Genomic DNA, 16,565 nt, shown 5'->3' on the forward strand with positions numbered 1-16,565 from the left:
GTCAGCGGCGCGGCGGTTCCCCGAACAGTTCCACCGCGCTGCGGACGTGGCCGAGGCTCGTCGCCAGGGCGCTGACCGAGCCGATCGCGCCCGCGATCAGGAGCAGGGAGCGGCGCAGCCGGGGGATCTCGGGGATGCCGCTGACGGCCATGGCGGCCAGCGCCGCGAGTTCGTCCTCGGCGATGCCCCGGTCGGGGAACTCGGCGGGATGCGCGGCGAGTTCACGGCGCAGCCGGGAGACGGCGGTACGCAGTTCCGCCACCCTCGGGTCCTCGTCGCTGCCGGTCACTGGCCTCTGCCCCAAGCTCCGCAACACAGCTCTCCCCCCTCGCACGCCGTTGTGCGCCCATCTCTCGTACGTCCGCCCCAGCGCCCCATGGCGGTGGTCGGGCGCCGGGGGACGCGGGCCAGTAAACGCCTACCTGCGCGCCGGGCGCCACTCCGCGGACCGAAATTCAGCCCATGGACACCACAGGGCCTGCCCGGGTTCCGGGGCGCGCCCGGGCCGGGTCGGGTATGCAGGGGACATGACGGAGAACAAAGACCAGGTGGCCGGGCTGTTGTTGGCGGCCGGCGGCGGTCGGCGCCTCGGGGGGCGCCCCAAGGCACTGCTGTCCCACCGGGGGCGGCCCCTTGTCGAACACGCGGTCGCGGTCCTGCGCGCCGGCGGCTGCACCCGCGTGCACGTGGTCCTGGGCGCCCAGGCCGAAGTCGTACGACAGCGGGCCTCGCTGCCCGGGTGTGTCCTCGTGGACAACCCCGAGTGGGAGGAGGGGATGGGTTCCTCGCTGCGGGCGGGGCTCGACTCGCTGGCGGGCACGGGGGCGCCGGCCGCGCTGGTGTCGCTCGTCGATCAGCCCGGGATCGGGCGGGAGGCGGTGGCCCGGGTCCTGGCCGCGTACGAGTCTCCGCTGTCGCTCGTGGCGGCGGCGTACGACGGGGAACGCGGCCATCCGGTGCTCTTCGGCGCCGGTCACTGGGCCGGGATCGCGGCGACCGCGACGGGCGACCGGGGGGCACGCGCCTATCTGAAGGCCCACGAGGACGCGATCACGCTCGTCGAGTGCGGGGATGTGGCGCAGGCGTACGACATCGACACGGAGGGCGATCTGATCCACCTTGAGTAAGCATGGTGGCACCGAGCGCCACTTTGCCTCGACCCGGAGAATCTCGATATCAACAAACCATTGAACTTCCACCATGAGGAAACTAGTATCCACTGCTCAGAAGGGCTGGACCGCCTCGCAGGCTCGGTCAGCCGCTTCAGGTGCCCGTGGCACCCAGTGCCGTATGTACGCAGCTCGCTGAAGGAAGTGACAGCTCATGTCCGCACCAGCGCCGTCCTCGCTGGCCATCGTCGACGCCGAGCCCCTGCCCCGGCAGGAAGAGGTCCTCACCGACGCGGCCCTCGCCTTCGTGGCCGAGCTGCACCGGCTGTTCACGCCCCGGCGTGACGAGCTCCTCGCCCGCCGCGCGGAGCGCCGCGCCGAGATCGCCCGCACCTCCACGCTCGACTTCCTCCCGGAGACCGCCGCCATCCGCGCGGACGACTCCTGGAAGGTGGCCCCCGCTCCGGCCGCCCTGAACGACCGCCGTGTCGAGATCACCGGCCCCACCGACCGCAAGATGACCATCAACGCCCTCAACTCGGGCGCGAAGGTCTGGCTCGCGGACTTCGAGGACGCCTCGGCGCCCACCTGGGAGAACGTGGTCACCGGCCAGCTCAACCTGATCGACGCGTACACGCGGAACATCGACTTCACCGACCCGAAGTCCGGCAAGTCGTACGCCCTCAAGGCGAACGACGAGCTCGCGACCGTGGTGATGCGGCCGCGCGGCTGGCACCTGAACGAGCGCCACCTCGTCGACGCGGACGGCAAGCCCGTCCCGGGCGCGCTCGTCGACTTCGGCCTGTACTTCTTCCACAACGCGCAGCGCCTGCTCGACCTCGGCAAGGGCCCGTACTTCTACCTCCCGAAGACGGAGTCGCACCTGGAGGCCCGCCTCTGGAACGACGTCTTCGTCTTCGCGCAGGACTACGTCGGCATCCCGCAGGGCACCGTCCGCGCGACCGTCCTGATCGAGACGATCACGGCCGCGTACGAGATGGAGGAGATCCTCTACGAACTCCGCGACCACGCCGCCGGCCTGAACGCGGGCCGCTGGGACTACCTCTTCTCCATCGTCAAGAACTTCCGTGACGGCGGGCAGAAGTTCGTGCTGCCGGACCGCAACGCGGTGACGATGACGGCCCCGTTCATGCGGGCGTACACCGAACTCCTCGTCCGCACCTGCCACAAGCGCGGCGCGCACGCGATCGGCGGCATGGCGGCGTTCATCCCGTCGCGGCGCGACGAAGAGGTCAACAAGGTGGCCTTCGAGAAGGTCAAGGCCGACAAGGACCGCGAGGCGGGCGACGGCTTCGACGGCTCCTGGGTCGCGCACCCGGACCTGGTGCCGATCGCGATGGCCTCCTTCGACGCCGTCCTCGGCGACAAGCCGAACCAGAAGGACCGGCTGCGCGAGGACGTGTCGGTCGCCGCCGGTGACCTGATCGCCGTCGACTCGCTCGACGCCAGGCCCACGTACGACGGTCTGGTCAACGCCGTCCAGGTCGGTATCCGCTACATCGAGGCCTGGCTGCGCGGCCTCGGCGCGGTCGCCATCTTCAACCTGATGGAGGACGCGGCGACCGCCGAGATCTCCCGCTCGCAGATCTGGCAGTGGATCAACGCGGGTGTCGTCTTCGAGCACGATGGAAAGACCGTGGCGGCCACTCCGGAGCTGGCCCGCGAGGTCGCCGCCGAGGAGCTGGCGAACATCCGCGCCGAGATCGGCGAGGAGGCCTTCGCGGCGGGCAACTGGCAGCAGGCGCACGACCTGCTGCTCACGGTGGCGCTGGACGAGGACTACGCGGACTTCCTCACCCTGCCCGCGTACGAGCAGCTGGCCAGCTGAGCCGAGCCCGTCTCACTTCTCCGAGTGGCCCAGGGACTTTTCCGGGGCCACTCGGTCGCGTACGAGCCTCTTCACCGCCGTGGGCTCCGGGAAGCCCTGTTCACGGCGGTCCCAGACGACCTCGTCGCCGACGCGTACGACGAAGACACCACCGGTACCGGGCTTCAGGGACAGCTCGGTCAGCTCGGTCTCGAACGTGGTGAGGAGCTCCTGGGCGAGCCAGGCGGCGCGGGGCAGCCAGCGGCACTGGGTGCAGTACTCGATCTGGACGCGGTGGCTGTTCTCCGTGCTCAAGCGAGTGTTCTCCGTGGTCGAGCGAGTGTTCTCCGTGGTCATCCGAGGTGCACCGACCAATCCTGTTCCGCCGCCGGTTTGCCGTGCAGGTCCGGGACCCGTTTCAGCCAGTCCGGCCGGCCTTCCTGGGTTTTCGCCGCGCGGTGGGCGTCCTCGGCGGCGAGCTCCTCCCGGCTGGGGAAGTCCGTGGGGAGCCAGGCCGCGGACGCCCGCACCCGGGCGTGCAGATATCCGACGTAGGCCTCGCGGACCTCGTCGGGGGTCGCGAAACCGGGCTCTTCCGTGAGCCACCCGTCGGGCACCTCGGCCAGCACCGCGCGCAGGAGCTCCTCGGTCACCAGAGGGGCGAGTACGGCGTCCGCGGCCCGTGTGTCGGGGGTGTAGCCGCCCAGCGCGTGGCGTCGGAAGTCGTACGCCTTCTCCGGCGACGAGGCGTCCCAGCGGTGGTGGAAGACGAGGGCCGCGCCGTGGTCGATGAGCCACAGTCGCGGGGGCGCGATGCCGAAGGTGGGCCAGATCATCAGGTTCGAGCTGTGCACCGTGCGGTCCACGTTGACCGTGAGGGCGTCCAGCCAGATCACCTTGCCCGCCTCCAGCGGGTCGACGGCGAACGTCTTGGCGATCTCCGGGGTGAAGTCCTTCGCGCCCGGCAGATAGTCCATGCCGAGGTTGAGTCCGGCGCTGGCCCGCAGGAGGTCCTGCACCTCCTGGTGGGGCTCGTGCTCGCCGACCGCCGGGTCGAAGTGCACGAGGACCAGCTCGGGGAACCGCAGGCCGAGAGCGCGCGCCAGCTCACCGACGATGATCTCGGCGACCAGCGCCTTGCGGCCCTGCGCGGAGCCCGTGAACTTCACGACGTACGTCCCCAGGTCGTCGGCCTCGACGATTCCGGGCACGGAGCCGCCCGCCCTCAGCGGGTTCACGTATCGAACAGCAGTCACGTCGCGCAGCACACTGGCCAGCGTAAAGCAGCGGGCAGCGAATGCCTGAGCGGGAGCCGACGGCGGCGGGGGTCAGGACGGTGCTGTTCACGGTGCGGTCCGGAGCGGATTGGGCAGGGGCACATAGCGCGCGTCCGCGCCGTCCGCGCCCGTCCACCGCAGCAGCAGGTTCGTCTTGCCGGGGAGGGTGGGCGAGGCGAGCAGGCCGGCGATCTCGGGGAGGCCGTGGTCCGCGTCGTAACGGATCAACTCCCGGCGTACGGCGGGCCACAGGTCCACGCTCGGGTGGAGTTCGGCGAGGAGCGCGGCGAGTTCGACGAGGTGGTTGACGATCAGGCAGTACACGAGGCGTTCCCAGCCGGCCGCGCGCGTCACCCCCGGCAGCACCTTCACGCCTTCCGCGTCCCGGAACAGGGCCTGTACGGGCATGCCGTCGGCGTCGACCGCCACCAGCGTGTTCTGCACATGTGCCTCGATGACGACTCCGTGGCGGTCGAACGCCTCCAGCACCGGGGGCACGACCTGGCGCAGATACGCCGCCCACCAGGCGGACGGGTCGGTGAGAGCGTCGAGGGGGCTGCCGTCGAAGCCCTCCACGAGGGCGGCCGCGAGGAGCGGGGTCGCGCCGGGCACCAGGTGACCGCGCAGTCCGTCGCGGACGAGGACGGCGAGCTCCTCGAAGGCGAAGTCGGCGGTGCGGTAGCCGCGGTCGCTCAGCCAGGCGGCGGGAGCTCGCGACGCGGCGAACGCCGAGGCGGTCACCGCGTCGGTGCGGCGCATCTTCAGCAGGTCGTGCCGCCACAGCCGGCGAATGTCGTTGGTGATGCGCACATCGAGGCTGAACTTCACGAACAGGTCGTCGTCGGGGGCGTACAGCGTGCGGATGGCGGCCGTCGGCCACAGGGGGCGCGCGGTGCGCCCCAGCCGTACGAGCCGGCCGTCCGCGAAGGCGTCCAGGATCTCCGGGCGCGCGCCCACCAGGTCGAGCTGCCAGGGGTGGGCGGGGAGCAGCCGGTACCCGGGCGGGGCCTCCCCGAAGACGTCGAGCGCCGTCGTGTCGCCCTCCTCGACGACCGCGTCCTCGCGCACGGCGAGCAGTTCCAGCGGGAAGCGGGCGTACGCCTCGGGCGCGTACGGCAGCCAGCCGGTGACCGGGCCGCCGCCGCGGGCCTTGGGGGCGGGGTGGTACGGGTGCCCGGTGATCAGGGACTGTTCCGAGCGCAGATACAGGTCGTCGGGCGGGGTGGTGCGGGCACGTGCGGTGAGCAGCGCGGCCACCGCGTCGCGGCTGTCGGTCATCTCGGTGGGCAGTTCGGAGCTGGACAGGCCGGTGCAGCGGCGCAGTTCCTCGGCGGTGAGTTTGACCAGCTCGGTGTGGGTGAGCCGGTGCCAGGCGCCGTCGGCGTACAGCTCGGGTTCCGTGGGCCGCCGGGCGCCCCGCACCCGCAGCAGCCGGCCGTCGGACGGGAGCCGGTACACGCCGGGCTCTTGCGCGCGCTCCGCCACCTCCCGCAGGAGACAATTGAGCAGCGGCGCGGCGGCGTACGCGTCTGCGGTCTCTTCGATGGTGCCCCTGTCGAGCGGGGGGAGCCTGGGGGGCATGGAGTCCACGCGATCCATTCGTTCCATACGGTGCACTGGTGATCAGTATGTCTGCGCACTGGTGATCAGTATGTCTGCCGTCGCGGACGACCGCGACGCAGTCCCCGTACCCAAGGAGCCCGACCGTGCACCGTCCCTCCCCGCCCGAGGCGGAGGCCGCGCTCGCCGACGAACTGAGCGTCGTACGCCCCGCCCTGTCGGCGCCGTACGCGCGGGCGCTGCCCGGCGCCCGGGCGGCCGTGCTGACCCGGCTGTGGCGGGCGCTGGCGCATGAGCCGCTGCCGTGGATCGCGCGCCGCGAGCCGGGGCGCGACGGTCTCACGCTGCACCTGACCGACGGACGGCGGCTGCACGGCCCGCACGCCGACCCGTACGCCACCGCCGCGTACGTCACCGAAGTGCGGCTCGACGAGCGGTCGTACGACCGTCCGGCCCGGCTGGTCGACGCCCTCGCGGTGCCGCACGGCCTGGCCTTCGCGGCCGAACTCGACCACAGCGTGGCCTCCTTGGCGCTGTCCCGGGCGGGTCAGCCGGCGTCCGGCCCGGAGCCGGAGAGCGGCTGGGAGTGGGAGCAGCGGGTGGTCGACGGGCATCCGTTCCACCCCAACTGCCGTTCCCGGCCCGGGTTCTCGGTGGCGGAACAGCTCGCGTACGGGCCGGAGCACCGGCCGGTGGTGGAGCTGGGTCTGGTGCCCGTGGAGGACTGCCTCGTCAAGGGCGAGTGGCCCAAGTGGCTCCGGGACGAGGAGCGCGTCCTGATCCCGGTCCACCCCTGGCAGGCGGCCCATGTCCTGAGCGGCGCCCCGTCCCAGGGAAGTGTCGCCGCGCATCCGCTGATGTCGCTGCGCACTCTCGCCCTCCCCGACGGCCCGCACGTCAAGACGGCTCTGAGCGCCCGGCTGACGTCCTCGGTCCGGGACATCTCGGTCTACTCGATCGAGACGTCGGCGACGGTCTCGGCGTTCGCGCAGGACATGGCCGCCCGGACCGACGGCCTGCTGCACATCACCCACACCCTGGGTGCCGCCACGTCCGGCTCCCCCGGTCTGGGGGCGGTGCTGCGCGAGTCCCCGGACGTGTACGCGCGTACGGGCGAGCGGGTGCTCCCGGTGGCCGCCCTGGCGACCACGGAACTCCCCCGATCGCCTTCCTGGCTGGCGGACTTCACCCGCCTCGCCGTCACCGTCTGCCTCCGCCTGCTCGATCTGGGCGTGGCTCTGGAGGCGCACGGCCAGAACCTCCTCGTCGTCCTCTCCCCCACGGGCGCCCCGCTCCGGCTCGTCTACCGCGACCTCGCCGACATCCGGGTCAGCCCGGCCCGCCTGGCCCGTCACGGCATTCCGGTCCCGCCCCTGGCCGGGCGCACTGTCACGGACGAGGAAACCGCCCTGCGGCGCAAGCTGTTCGGCTCCCTGGTGGGCGGCACGCTGGGTGCGACCGCGGGATCGTCCGACGGGCTGCGCGAGGCCCTGGAGTCCGTCGTACCCGATCTGCCGCGCACCGCGGACCTCGCTGCCCTCCTTCACGAACCGCTTCCGACCAAGGCACTGACCTTGATGCGGCTGTCTCCGGACGTCTCCGGCGACATCTGGACGCGGCTTCCCAACCCGCTCGTCACCCGCTCGTTTTGAAGCGCGGCACGTTTGATCAATAGGATCCGCCGATGATCACAAGACAACGGCTGGCAGCAGGAGTCTGCGCCCTGCTCGCCGCCCTGACGGCCGGGATCGCCTTCCCGGCCGGAGCGGTCGCCGACGAAACGGCGGCGGCCGCCCCCAAGGTCGAACTCGTACTGGACGTCAGCGGTTCGATGCGGGCCAAGGACATCGACGGCGGGTCGCGGATGGCCGCGGCCAAGCAGGCGTTCAACGAGGTGCTCGACGCGACACCCGAGGAGGTGCAGCTCGGCATCCGCACCCTCGGCGCCAACTACCGCGGCAACGACCGGAAGACGGGCTGCAAGGACACCGCACAGCTGTACCCGGTGGGGACCCTGGACCGCACCGAGGCGAAGACCGCCGTCGCGACCCTCTCACCCACCGGCTGGACGCCCATCGGTCCCGCGCTGCTGAAGGCGGCCGACGACCTCGACGGCGGTGACGGCACCCGCCGCATCGTGCTGATCAGCGACGGCGAGGACACCTGCCAGCCGCTCGACCCGTGCGAGGTGGCCCGCGAGATCGCGGCCAAGGGCATCGGCCTGACCATCGACACCCTCGGTCTGGTACCGGACGCCAAGACCCGCGACCAGCTCAGCTGCATCGCGGAGGCGACCGGCGGCACCTACACCTCGGTGCAGCACAAGGAGGAACTCTCCGACCGGGTCGGCCAGTTGGTGGAACGGGCCGCCGATCCGGTGGTGACGCCGGTCGCCGTGGACGGTGCCGGATCCTGCCCGAGTGCCCCGACGCTGAAGTCCGGGCTGTACACGGACCGCGAGGAGTTCGGTCAGCACCGCTACTACCGGGTGGACGTCAAGCCGGGCCAGGAGCTGCGCGCCTCGGTGAGCATCGCCGCCGACCGTCAGGTCAACCAGGACTACGGGGTGTTGCTGCGGGCGGTCACCGTGCACGGTCGTGAGATCGTGCGGGGCGAGGCGGCGGGCAACGGCCGTACCGATGTGATCTCGACCGGTCTGCGCTACCCGAAGGCCGAGAGCGACGACGAGAACGCCGCGGCCGAGACCGTGTGTCTGCAAGTGTCCAACTCCTTCTCGGCGGCGAGTGGTGTGAAGACCACGCCCGGTATGCCGCTGGAGCTGACGGTCGACGTCGTCGACGGGCCCGACCAGGCAGGCGACGTGGCCTCGTTCGGCCTCGGGCGCGGCTGGTGGCTGCTCGGCGCCCTCGTGCTCACCGGCTTCCTCGCGGGTGTGCTGTGGGGCTGGATCTCGCGCTGGCGGTTCGCGGTCTGGAGGACCAACTGATGCGTGTCCGACGTATGTTGACCAGGACGACGATGACGGCGAAGACGCTGCTCATGCTGGGCGTCGCCGCGACCCCCGCACTGCTCGGGGTGTCCGCTTCCCCCGCCGTCGCCGACTCCTCACCCTCGGCGAGCCCGTCGGACGACGGCGGCGCGCCCACCGAGGCCGGTACGTCGTTCCGTACGGCGACCGAGATCGAGCAGGGCCAGCAGGCCACCGCGAGCGGGTCCACGGGTGACTACCTGTACTGGTCGTTCCCCGCGGACGCCGGGCAGCGGCCCACCGTGAAGGCGACGGTGAAGCTGCCCGAGGCCTCGACGCGCAAGGCCACCGAGACCTGGCAGATCGACGTGTACGACGGCCTGCGGCGCCGCCAGGCGTGCCAGTACGGGGCCCAGACGCGGACGGCGGCGAGCGACGCGGCCTCCGTGGACCTGTCCTGCACCCTGCGCACCGTCCGCGCCTGGTCGGACACCTGGGCCAACGACCCGCTGCCGGGCACGTACTACATCCGGCTGACCGCCACGGGTCTTGGCTCCTCCGACCTGGGCCTGCCGGTGAGCACCGAGGTCAAGGTCGACTCCAAGGACATCGGCGGCGCGGCGGCGGTCGACGGCTCGCTCGCCAAGCCGCTCGTCCCGGGCATCGCGACAACCGCCGAGCAGTCCGACTCGGACTCCGACTCGACGACAGCCGCACTGTCCTCGCTCGAACCCGACGACGGCTGGGCCTCCGGCTGGTGGTCCGACCGCTGGGTGTGGACCGCGATCGGCGGCATCCTCGCGGCACTCGCGGGCATCGGCGGGTACGCACTGACACGGGGTTCGGGAAGGCCTTCGCGCATACCGCCGGGCGCCTGACTCTTCAGTGAACGCCGGACGGGCTGATCTTTCAGCCCGTCCGGCGTTTGAGGACGAGGCCGTTCAGGCCGAAGGGGGGTCTGGGGGCGCAGCCCCCAGAAGGGGCGCGGGGAACTGCGCAATCTTTTGCACCAGCCCCCACCCACCCGCACCCGACACACAACCGAACGGGGTCGAAGGGGCAGAGCCCCTGGGGATGGGACGGGTAGGGGCGGCGGGGGCGAAGAACCCCCTGCGTCACCCCTCCCGCAGCACCTTGGCCACGGCACCCTCCCCCGCCACCTCAACACGCCCCGCACGCACCGCGTCCAGCAGCCCCAACACCCCCCGGCTCACGGCCTCACACGTCTCCGTATCGAGCGCCAGCCGGGCATCCGGCTCCTCCGGAGCGGCCCCGTCCCCATAGAGCGGCCCCTCCCCGGCCCCGAGCCACACATGGAACGTCCCCTCGTCCAGCCGGACTTCGACAAGTCCCTCCCCCGCCCCCTCCCCCCGCAGTCCCCGCAGCAGCGGCAACGCGAACCAGTGCGCCCGCACGGCATCAGTGGGCCGCCGCTCACCCAGCGCGGGCGCACCCCACTCCCCGAGCGCCTGGAGCACGGGGAGCAACTCCCGCCCACGTCCGGTGAGTTCGTAGACGTACGCCGCACCCGGCGGCGGAAGACGCCGCCGCGTGGTCAGCCCGTCGCGCTCCATGTCCTTGAGCCGGGAGGCGAGGACGTCGGTGCTCACGCCGGGCAGGTCGGCGTGCAGATCGGTGTAGCGGCGCGGTCCGCCGAGCAGCTCGCGGACGATCAGGAGGGTCCACCGGTCACCGACGGCGTCGAGGGCCCGGGCGGCGGAACAGTACTGGTCGTAGCTTCGGCGAGGTGACATGCGACGCAGTCTAGCTATCTTGTTGGACTTTCCAAGCAGCTACTTGGTAAAACCAAGCAACACATCGAACCGGAGGGCGCAGCGCATGGAGTTCCGGCAGTCCAGCAAGCTCAGCGAGGTCTGTTACGAGATCCGCGGCCCGGTGATCGAGCACGCCGACGCACTGGAGGCGGCGGGCCACAGCGTGCTGCGCCTCAACACCGGCAACCCCGCGGCCTTCGGCTTCGAGGCGCCGGAGGAGATCCTCCAGGACATGATCCGGATGCTGCCCCAGGCGCACGGCTACACGGACTCGCGCGGCGTCCTCTCCGCCCGCCGCGCCGTCGCCCAGCGCTACCAGGACCTGGGCCTGAAGGTCGACGTCGACGACGTCTTCCTCGGCAACGGCGTCTCCGAGCTCGTCTCGATGGCGGTCCAGGCCCTCATCGAGGACGGCGACGAAGTCCTCATCCCCGCCCCGGACTTCCCCCTCTGGACGGCCGTGACCACCCTCGCGGGCGGCAAGGCGGTGCACTACCTCTGCGACGAACAGTCCGACTGGAACCCGGACCTGGACGACATGGCCGCGAAGATCACCGACCGGACGCGTGCCGTCGTCATCATCAACCCCAACAACCCGACGGGCGCGGTCTATCCGAAGGAGATCGTCGAGGGCATCCTCGACCTCGCCCGCCGGCACGGCCTGATGGTGTTCGCGGACGAGATCTACGACCAGATCCTGTACGACGACGCCGTGCACCACTCGGCCGCCGCGCTCGCCCCCGACCTGGTGGTCCTCACCTTCTGCGGCCTGTCGAAGACGTACCGCGTCGCCGGATTCCGCTCCGGCTGGCTGGTCGTCACGGGCCCGAAGCAGCACGCGCGCAACTACCTGGAGGGCCTGACGATGCTCGCCTCCATGCGGCTGTGCGCCAACGCCCCCGCCCAGTACGCCATCCAGGCGGCGCTCGGCGGCCGCCAGTCCATCCACGAGCTGACCGCGCCCGGCGGCCGCCTCCACGAACAGCGCAACCGTGCCTGGGAGAAGCTCAACGAGATCCCCGGCGTCTCGTGCGTGAAGCCGAAGGGCGCGCTGTACGCGTTCCCGCGCATCGACCCCGAGGTGCACAAGATCCACGACGACGAGAAGTTCGTCCTGGACCTGCTGCTGCGCGAGAAGATCCAGGTCGTCCAGGGCACCGGCTTCAACTGGCCCCGTCCCGACCACTTCCGCATCCTCACCCTTCCGCACGCCGACGACCTGGACGCGGCGATCAGCCGGATCGGGCGGTTCCTGAGCGGCTATCGGCAGTAGCCCCGAACGCGGGCCCCGCCGGTGCGGCGGCGGACTTTCAGGGGCGCCCGGGGGACCCGCTTCACCGGCGATCCCAGATGGTCGCCGCCACGTTCAGTTCGGACGGGCCCGGCATGCTCGTCACGGTGAAGTAGCCCAGGCGGCCGTCCCAGGTCTTCAGACAGGCCATGGCCCCCTCCTGAACGGCCAGCGCCCGCCGCGCCAACTGGCCGCTCAGCGCGGAGCACTGCTGGTATTTCGGCGGTGAAGAACCGTCCCATGCCGCGATGGCGTTGGCGACCACTTCGCCGGGGTGGCAGTCGCACTCGAGGCCGAGATCACCGATCGTCGCCGGGGTGGGCGGCACGTTGTCCAGCCACCATCCGGTGGGAGCCCCGTTGCTGTAGAGGAGCAACGTGCCTTGCCAGCGCACTCTCACGGTGGGTGCCGAGGGCTTGGGCTCCGTCGTGGACGACGACGCGGTGGGCGTCGAGTCCTCTTCCGGGGACGGTGTGTCCGGGGACGGGCTCGGTGTGGGGGTGGGTGTGGCGCTGGGTGTGGCGGACCGCGACGATCCCTCCGTACCGGTCGGCTGCGGCGCCTCGGCGGAGGCGCTCGACGGCGGACCACCGGCCCGCCCCGTGGCGGCGGCCCCCGACCCCGTACCCGTCAGGGTCGGCACGTAGAGCAACATGCCGAGCACCAGCGCGAACACTCCGATGCCGGCCACCGCCACCCGCACCTTCGGCGTGGTGAGAGCGGGAAGCTCCGTCCCGCCCAGCGTCACGGACCGCCCGATCACGGCTCCGACCAGCAGCACCACACCAACGACCCACAGCGACCCAACGAAAGCGAGCAAGTCGACACTCCCACGCAGGCATTCACCGGAACCCACCACCGCCGACGGCCCTGGGGCCTGTCCGCAATGGATGACGACCGTACCGACCGGGCCCGGAACCGGACCAGCCCCTGCGGCCCCCGCGGCAGATGGACGCGCGCCCCCACGGGTAGTCCTTCCGCATGAGCGATCGCCCGCTGCTGCTTCTCGACGTCGACGGCCCCCTCAACCCGTACCGCGCCCTGCTCCTCCGTCACCGTGGCTATGTGACCCGCCGGATGCGCCCCGCGATCTGGTCCGCACGGCAGAGAACGGGGTCCCGCCGGCTCCGGCGCGGGCTGCGGGTGCGGTTGCACCCGGGACATGGGGCCCGGCTGCTCACCCTTCCGTACGAACTGGTGTGGGCCACCACCTGGATGCACCAGGCCAACGAGATGATCGCCCCGGTGATCGGGCTGCCGGGCGACCTGCCGGTCATCGAGTGGCCCGAGCTGTTCGCCAAGGACCCCGATGGGCTGTACTGGAAGACCCGCCACGTCGTGGCGTCGGCGGCGGGGAGGCCCTTCGTCTGGGTCGACGACATGATCACCGACCTGGACATACGGCATGTCGCCGAGCACCACGAGGCGGCGGCGCTGCTCCTGCGGGTCGATCCGCGCAAGGGACTCCGGGAGCATGAGTTCGCGCGCCTGGAGGCCTGGGCTCGTAGCCTGTGAAGCATGGGTGATCTTCTTCTCGTACGGCACGGTGAGACCGAGTGGTCGATGTCCGGACGGCATACGGGGTCGACCGACGTCCCGCTGACCGAGAACGGCCGGGAACAGGCGCGCAGGCTGGCTCCGCTGATCGCCCGGCACCACATCGCGGCGGCGTTCGTCAGCCCGATGCAGCGGGCCCAGGAGACGGCACGGCTGGCCGGGGTCGCCGGGGCGCGCGTGGACGCGGACCTGTCCGAGTGGGACTACGGCGGGTACGAGGGGATCACGACCCTCGAGATCCACCGGAGCAGGCCCGACTGGTTCCTGTTCACGGACGGCGTCGCGGCAGGCCCGCCCGAGCATCCCGGGGAGAGCCCGGACGAGGTCGGGGCGCGCGCGGAGCGGATGCTGGCCAGGATCGACGCGGCGCTCGCGGAGGCGGAGGGCAGTGTGGTGGTCGTGTCGCACGGGCACTTCCTGCGGGTGCTGACCGCGCGGCGGCTGGGGCTGCCCGCCGGGGCCGGCGCCCTTTTCCAGCTGGGCACCGGGACGATGAGCCGGCTGAGCACGGAGCACCGGCGGCATGTGGTGGCCGGCTGGAATGTCAGACCCGACACGTACTGTTCCCATGAGCCGCTCCCCTCGGCAGGACAGACTCCCGGGGAGCAACTGACGGGCGGCTGAGGGAGCCGCCGGGACCCGACCGGCGGCGGGAGGGAGCGCGCCGTGACACGACCGCCGACCGCGGCACAGCGGCGCGTCATCGAGGCCGCCGATCCCGTCACCGGGCGGCTGAAGGGCACGGAGGCCCAGCTCGCCGCGCTGGTGAGGCGCGGACTCGCCTTCCGGCACCCCCGGCCGCCGCACGACCACTTCCTGACGCCCGCCGGACATCGCATACGGGAGACGCCGGAGCCGGTCGCCGCCGTGGAGGCCGCCCCCGTCGTGGCCGAGGCCGGTGTGTTCGCCGCACGGATCGGCGGCGAGGAGACGGCCGACCCCGGCCCGGCGCGCATACGTGAGGTGCGCGGCGCCTGGCAGGGGCTCCTGGAGCTGCGCCGGATGACCAACCCGGACGGTGCCGTCGACCGTCCGTGCGGATGGGAGCGTACGCATCTGGTGCGGGCCGCCGCGCTCGCGCTGGAGGCCGCGGGGCACCGGCCCGCGGGGGCGGAGGGCGGCGGCTACCGGGTGCGGGCCACGCCGCAGCCGGAGGCCGTCGCCGTGCGCGAGCCGGACCCCGGGGCGCTGCGCGCCTGCGCGGCCACGCTGGAGAAGGCGGGCTGGCAGGTCGGCGAGCACACCGAGCCGCGCACGGGGGCGCGGTATGTGCTGGCTTCGCCGCGGCGGGTGTGAAGTCTCCCTCCAGCGCGCTGCGGACGTTCTGAAATGCCCTACAGGGCACGGGAGTTGAACACCGCCCGCACAGGTGTTCCCAGTAGTCTTGGCTCGTCCTGAACGCCGTAGAAGGGGAAGTCGTGGCAGAGCCGTTCTCCGTCGCAGTGACCGTCCGTGGGTACGAGACCGATGTGCAGGGGCACCTGAACCAGAGCGTCTACTTGCAGTACGCGGAGCACGCCCGCTGGTCGCTACTGCACGCGGCCGGCATCAGCCAGACCGAGCTGATAGGCAGCGGCGTGGGCCCAGTGGCCCTGGAGACCACCATCCGCTACCTACGGGAGCTGCGCGCCGGGGAGGAGGTCGAGGTGACGTGCGCGTTCGTCTGGGGTGAGGGCAAGTCGTTCCGGATCGAGCAGACGATACGGAAGACGGACGGCACGGTGGCCGCCGAGGTGACGGCGGTCGGCGGGCTGCTGAACCTCGAGAAGCGCAGGCTTGTCGCCGACCCCCGAGCGGTCTTCAAGTCGCTGGCCTCCGATCCGGTGGCGTTCGGGCTCTGAGCTCCTCCGCCGGAAGTGACACCGTCACCGTCAGCCCGCCACCCTCGCGCGGGTGCGCGACGACCTCGCCGCCGTGGGCGCGGGCGATGGAGCGGACGATGGACAGGCCGAGGCCCGCGCCCTTCGAGGTGACCACACGGTCGGCGCCGAGGCGGCGGAAGGGTTCGAAGAGGGCTGGCAGTTCGTACGGCGGCACGGCGGGACCGGAGTTGGTGACCTCCACCTCCACCCGGCCCTCGTCACCCGTACGGCTGACCACCTCGACCCATCCCCCGTCCCCGGTGTTGTGCCGGATGCCGTTCTCGACCAGGTTGTGGACGAGGCGTTCGAGGAGCAGTGCGTCGCCGAGCGTGGGCGCCTCCTCGGCCTTCTCCTGGACGGTGACTCCGGCGCGCTCCGCCTCCCCCTGGATCTGGCCGGTCACATGGGTCAGCACGTCGGCGAGGTCCACGGGCAGCCGTTCGGCGATCTCGTTCTCCGAGCGGGCGAGCAGCAGGAGGCCGGTGATGAGTCGCTCGTGCCGCGTATTGATCTCCAGCAGGTTCTCACCGAGCTGTCTGACGTCCTCGGAGGCCGTCGCACGGTGCATGGCGACCTCGACCAGGGCGCGGCCCAGCGTCAGCGGGGTGCGCAGTTCGTGGGAGGCGTTGGCGACGAAGCGGCGCTGGCCGTCGAAGGAGCGGTGGAGCCGCTCGACCATGGTGTCGAAGGTGTCGGCGAGATCCTTGACCTCGTCGTCGGGGCCGCGCAGCGCGATGCGCTCGTGCAGGCCGCGGTCGGCTGCGGGGGCACTGGCGATCCGGTGCGCGGTGTCCGTGACCCGGTGCAGTGGGGCGAGGACGCGGCCCGCGATCAGCCAGCCGAACCCGGCCGCGGCGCCGCCGACGACGAGCAGCGCGAGGCCGCCCTGGGTGAGGAGCGAGGAAGTGGCGGCCTCCCGGAGCCTGTCGCGCTCGGCGTCCATCCACTTCTCGAGGTCGCTGACGCCGGGCGGAGGGGTTCTGCCGTCGGCGGAGACGAGGGTCCGCTCGTCGTGGGGTTCGGTGGTCGGCGCGGGTGAATCCTGCCCGGCGCCGGCCGGCGCGGTGGACGGTGGGCTCCCCGTCGCGTGCGTCTGGGAGATGACCTTCTGCCCGGAGTGGTCGAGCTGCTGGGTGAGCAGCGCGTAGGTGACGCCGAGCAGCACGACGCCGCCCGCGAAGAAGAGGCCGCCGTAGACCAGGGTGAGACGGGCACGCAAGGTGGTCCGGCGCGGAAGGAGCCGACGGCGCCCGCGCGACGGCCGGGTCCGCGCCGAGGCGGGCGATGATCCCGGTCGCTTCGCGGCGGGCGGAGGCCCGGATCGCCCCTCCGCGGGCGAACACGCGGACGGCTTCGCCGCAGGCGACACTCCGGGTG

The 16,565-nt window shown here is 71.7% G+C and carries 17 protein-coding genes; 10 read left to right on the forward strand and 7 right to left on the reverse strand.

What is annotated here, in order from left to right:
* Position 1: 1 nt before the first annotated feature.
* Positions 2–316 (reverse strand): DUF5955 family protein, encoded by a 315-nt coding sequence (locus OIC96_RS09505; RefSeq protein WP_330308300.1) that lies wholly within the window; start codon positions 314–316, stop codon positions 2–4.
* A gap of 211 nt (positions 317–527) precedes the next feature.
* On the opposite strand from OIC96_RS09505, the gene OIC96_RS09510 reads away from it, so the two are divergent.
* Entirely contained in the window at positions 528–1,127 is a 600-nt protein-coding gene (locus OIC96_RS09510) for a nucleotidyltransferase family protein (protein WP_330308299.1), read from the forward strand.
* Between the two features lie 196 nt (positions 1,128–1,323).
* A complete protein-coding gene (aceB, locus tag OIC96_RS09515) occupies positions 1,324–2,958 on the forward strand; it encodes a malate synthase A (protein ID WP_330308298.1) in 1,635 nt (544 codons plus the stop codon).
* A gap of 12 nt (positions 2,959–2,970) precedes the next feature.
* Here aceB and OIC96_RS09520 read toward each other — a convergent pair whose 3' ends face one another.
* The 3 genes from OIC96_RS09520 to OIC96_RS09530 all read right to left on the reverse strand — a co-directional run bounded on the left by OIC96_RS09520 (position 2,971) and on the right by OIC96_RS09530 (position 5,795).
* Positions 2,971–3,252 (reverse strand): SelT/SelW/SelH family protein, encoded by a 282-nt coding sequence (locus OIC96_RS09520; RefSeq protein ID WP_327432879.1) that lies wholly within the window; start codon positions 3,250–3,252, stop codon positions 2,971–2,973.
* 38 nt (positions 3,253–3,290) lie between these two features.
* Positions 3,291–4,205 carry a HipA family kinase gene (locus tag OIC96_RS09525; RefSeq protein ID WP_330308297.1) on the reverse strand — a complete coding sequence of 305 codons (915 nt, stop codon included), beginning with the start codon at positions 4,203–4,205 and terminating at the stop codon, positions 3,291–3,293.
* 75 nt (positions 4,206–4,280) lie between these two features.
* Complete coding sequence (locus OIC96_RS09530) at positions 4,281–5,795, reverse strand: IucA/IucC family protein (protein WP_330308296.1); 1,515 nt, start codon at positions 5,793–5,795, stop codon at positions 4,281–4,283.
* Between the two features lie 125 nt (positions 5,796–5,920).
* Between OIC96_RS09530 and OIC96_RS09535 the strand changes: the two genes are divergently transcribed.
* The 3 genes from OIC96_RS09535 to OIC96_RS09545 are packed head-to-tail and all read left to right on the forward strand — an operon-like array spanning position 5,921 to position 9,581.
* Positions 5,921–7,426, forward strand: a complete 1,506-nt coding sequence (locus tag OIC96_RS09535) for an IucA/IucC family protein (RefSeq protein ID WP_330308295.1) — start codon at positions 5,921–5,923, stop codon at positions 7,424–7,426.
* A gap of 32 nt (positions 7,427–7,458) precedes the next feature.
* On the forward strand, positions 7,459–8,721 hold the full coding sequence (locus OIC96_RS09540) for a VWA domain-containing protein (protein WP_330308294.1): 1,263 nt from the start codon (positions 7,459–7,461) through the stop codon (positions 8,719–8,721).
* A 53-nt stretch (positions 8,722–8,774) separates the two neighbouring features.
* Positions 8,775–9,581: a hypothetical protein gene (locus OIC96_RS09545; protein WP_406502289.1), complete on the forward strand. Its 807-nt coding sequence runs from the start codon at positions 8,775–8,777 to the stop codon at positions 9,579–9,581.
* A gap of 237 nt (positions 9,582–9,818) precedes the next feature.
* Here the strand turns inward: OIC96_RS09545 and OIC96_RS09550 are convergent, their stop codons facing one another.
* A complete protein-coding gene (locus tag OIC96_RS09550) occupies positions 9,819–10,457 on the reverse strand; it encodes a winged helix-turn-helix transcriptional regulator (protein WP_330308292.1) in 639 nt (212 codons plus the stop codon).
* An 85-nt stretch (positions 10,458–10,542) separates the two neighbouring features.
* On the opposite strand from OIC96_RS09550, the gene OIC96_RS09555 reads away from it, so the two are divergent.
* On the forward strand, positions 10,543–11,751 hold the full coding sequence (locus OIC96_RS09555; protein WP_330308291.1) for a pyridoxal phosphate-dependent aminotransferase: 1,209 nt from the start codon (positions 10,543–10,545) through the stop codon (positions 11,749–11,751).
* Between the two features lie 61 nt (positions 11,752–11,812).
* On the opposite strand, the gene OIC96_RS09560 is transcribed toward OIC96_RS09555, so the two are convergent.
* Positions 11,813–12,589, reverse strand: coding sequence for a hypothetical protein (locus OIC96_RS09560; RefSeq protein ID WP_330308290.1), 777 nt, complete (start codon positions 12,587–12,589; stop codon positions 11,813–11,815).
* A gap of 161 nt (positions 12,590–12,750) precedes the next feature.
* On the opposite strand from OIC96_RS09560, the gene OIC96_RS09565 reads away from it, so the two are divergent.
* The 4 genes from OIC96_RS09565 (at position 12,751) to OIC96_RS09580 (ending at position 15,167) form a co-directional block, all read left to right on the forward strand.
* On the forward strand, positions 12,751–13,284 hold the full coding sequence (locus tag OIC96_RS09565) for an HAD domain-containing protein (RefSeq protein ID WP_330308289.1): 534 nt from the start codon (positions 12,751–12,753) through the stop codon (positions 13,282–13,284).
* Positions 13,285–13,287: 3 nt separating this feature from the next.
* Positions 13,288–13,950 carry a histidine phosphatase family protein gene (locus OIC96_RS09570; RefSeq protein ID WP_330308288.1) on the forward strand — a complete coding sequence of 221 codons (663 nt, stop codon included), beginning with the start codon at positions 13,288–13,290 and terminating at the stop codon, positions 13,948–13,950.
* 42 nt (positions 13,951–13,992) lie between these two features.
* Positions 13,993–14,622, forward strand: a complete 630-nt coding sequence (locus tag OIC96_RS09575; protein WP_330308287.1) for a hypothetical protein — start codon at positions 13,993–13,995, stop codon at positions 14,620–14,622.
* Positions 14,623–14,744: 122 nt separating this feature from the next.
* Positions 14,745–15,167 (forward strand): acyl-CoA thioesterase, encoded by a 423-nt coding sequence (locus OIC96_RS09580; protein ID WP_330308286.1) that lies wholly within the window; start codon positions 14,745–14,747, stop codon positions 15,165–15,167.
* Here the strand turns inward: OIC96_RS09580 and OIC96_RS09585 are convergent.
* Positions 15,127–16,407 (reverse strand): sensor histidine kinase, encoded by a 1,281-nt coding sequence (locus tag OIC96_RS09585; RefSeq protein WP_330308285.1) that lies wholly within the window; start codon positions 16,405–16,407, stop codon positions 15,127–15,129. The two genes, OIC96_RS09580 and OIC96_RS09585, sit on opposite strands and share 41 nt — an antisense overlap.
* Positions 16,408–16,565 lie beyond the last annotated feature (158 nt).

This window comes from Streptomyces sp. NBC_00775 (genome assembly GCF_036347135.1).
In the GTDB taxonomy this organism is placed as follows: domain Bacteria; phylum Actinomycetota; class Actinomycetes; order Streptomycetales; family Streptomycetaceae; genus Streptomyces; species Streptomyces lutosisoli.

Coding starts and splice junctions, on each gene's coding strand:
- OIC96_RS09530 (WP_330308296.1), bottom strand. CDS start 5,795: ATGCCCCCCAGGCTCCCCCCGCTCGACAGGGGCACCATCGAAGAGACC.
- OIC96_RS09545 (WP_406502289.1), top strand. CDS start 8,775: ATGCTGGGCGTCGCCGCGACCCCCGCACTGCTCGGGGTGTCCGCTTCC.
- OIC96_RS09540 (WP_330308294.1), top strand. CDS start 7,459: ATGATCACAAGACAACGGCTGGCAGCAGGAGTCTGCGCCCTGCTCGCC.
- OIC96_RS09570 (WP_330308288.1), top strand. CDS start 13,288: ATGGGTGATCTTCTTCTCGTACGGCACGGTGAGACCGAGTGGTCGATG.
- OIC96_RS09565 (WP_330308289.1), top strand. CDS start 12,751: ATGAGCGATCGCCCGCTGCTGCTTCTCGACGTCGACGGCCCCCTCAAC.
- OIC96_RS09550 (WP_330308292.1), bottom strand. CDS start 10,457: ATGTCACCTCGCCGAAGCTACGACCAGTACTGTTCCGCCGCCCGGGCC.
- OIC96_RS09555 (WP_330308291.1), top strand. CDS start 10,543: ATGGAGTTCCGGCAGTCCAGCAAGCTCAGCGAGGTCTGTTACGAGATC.
- OIC96_RS09510 (WP_330308299.1), top strand. CDS start 528: ATGACGGAGAACAAAGACCAGGTGGCCGGGCTGTTGTTGGCGGCCGGC.
- aceB (WP_330308298.1), top strand. CDS start 1,324: ATGTCCGCACCAGCGCCGTCCTCGCTGGCCATCGTCGACGCCGAGCCC.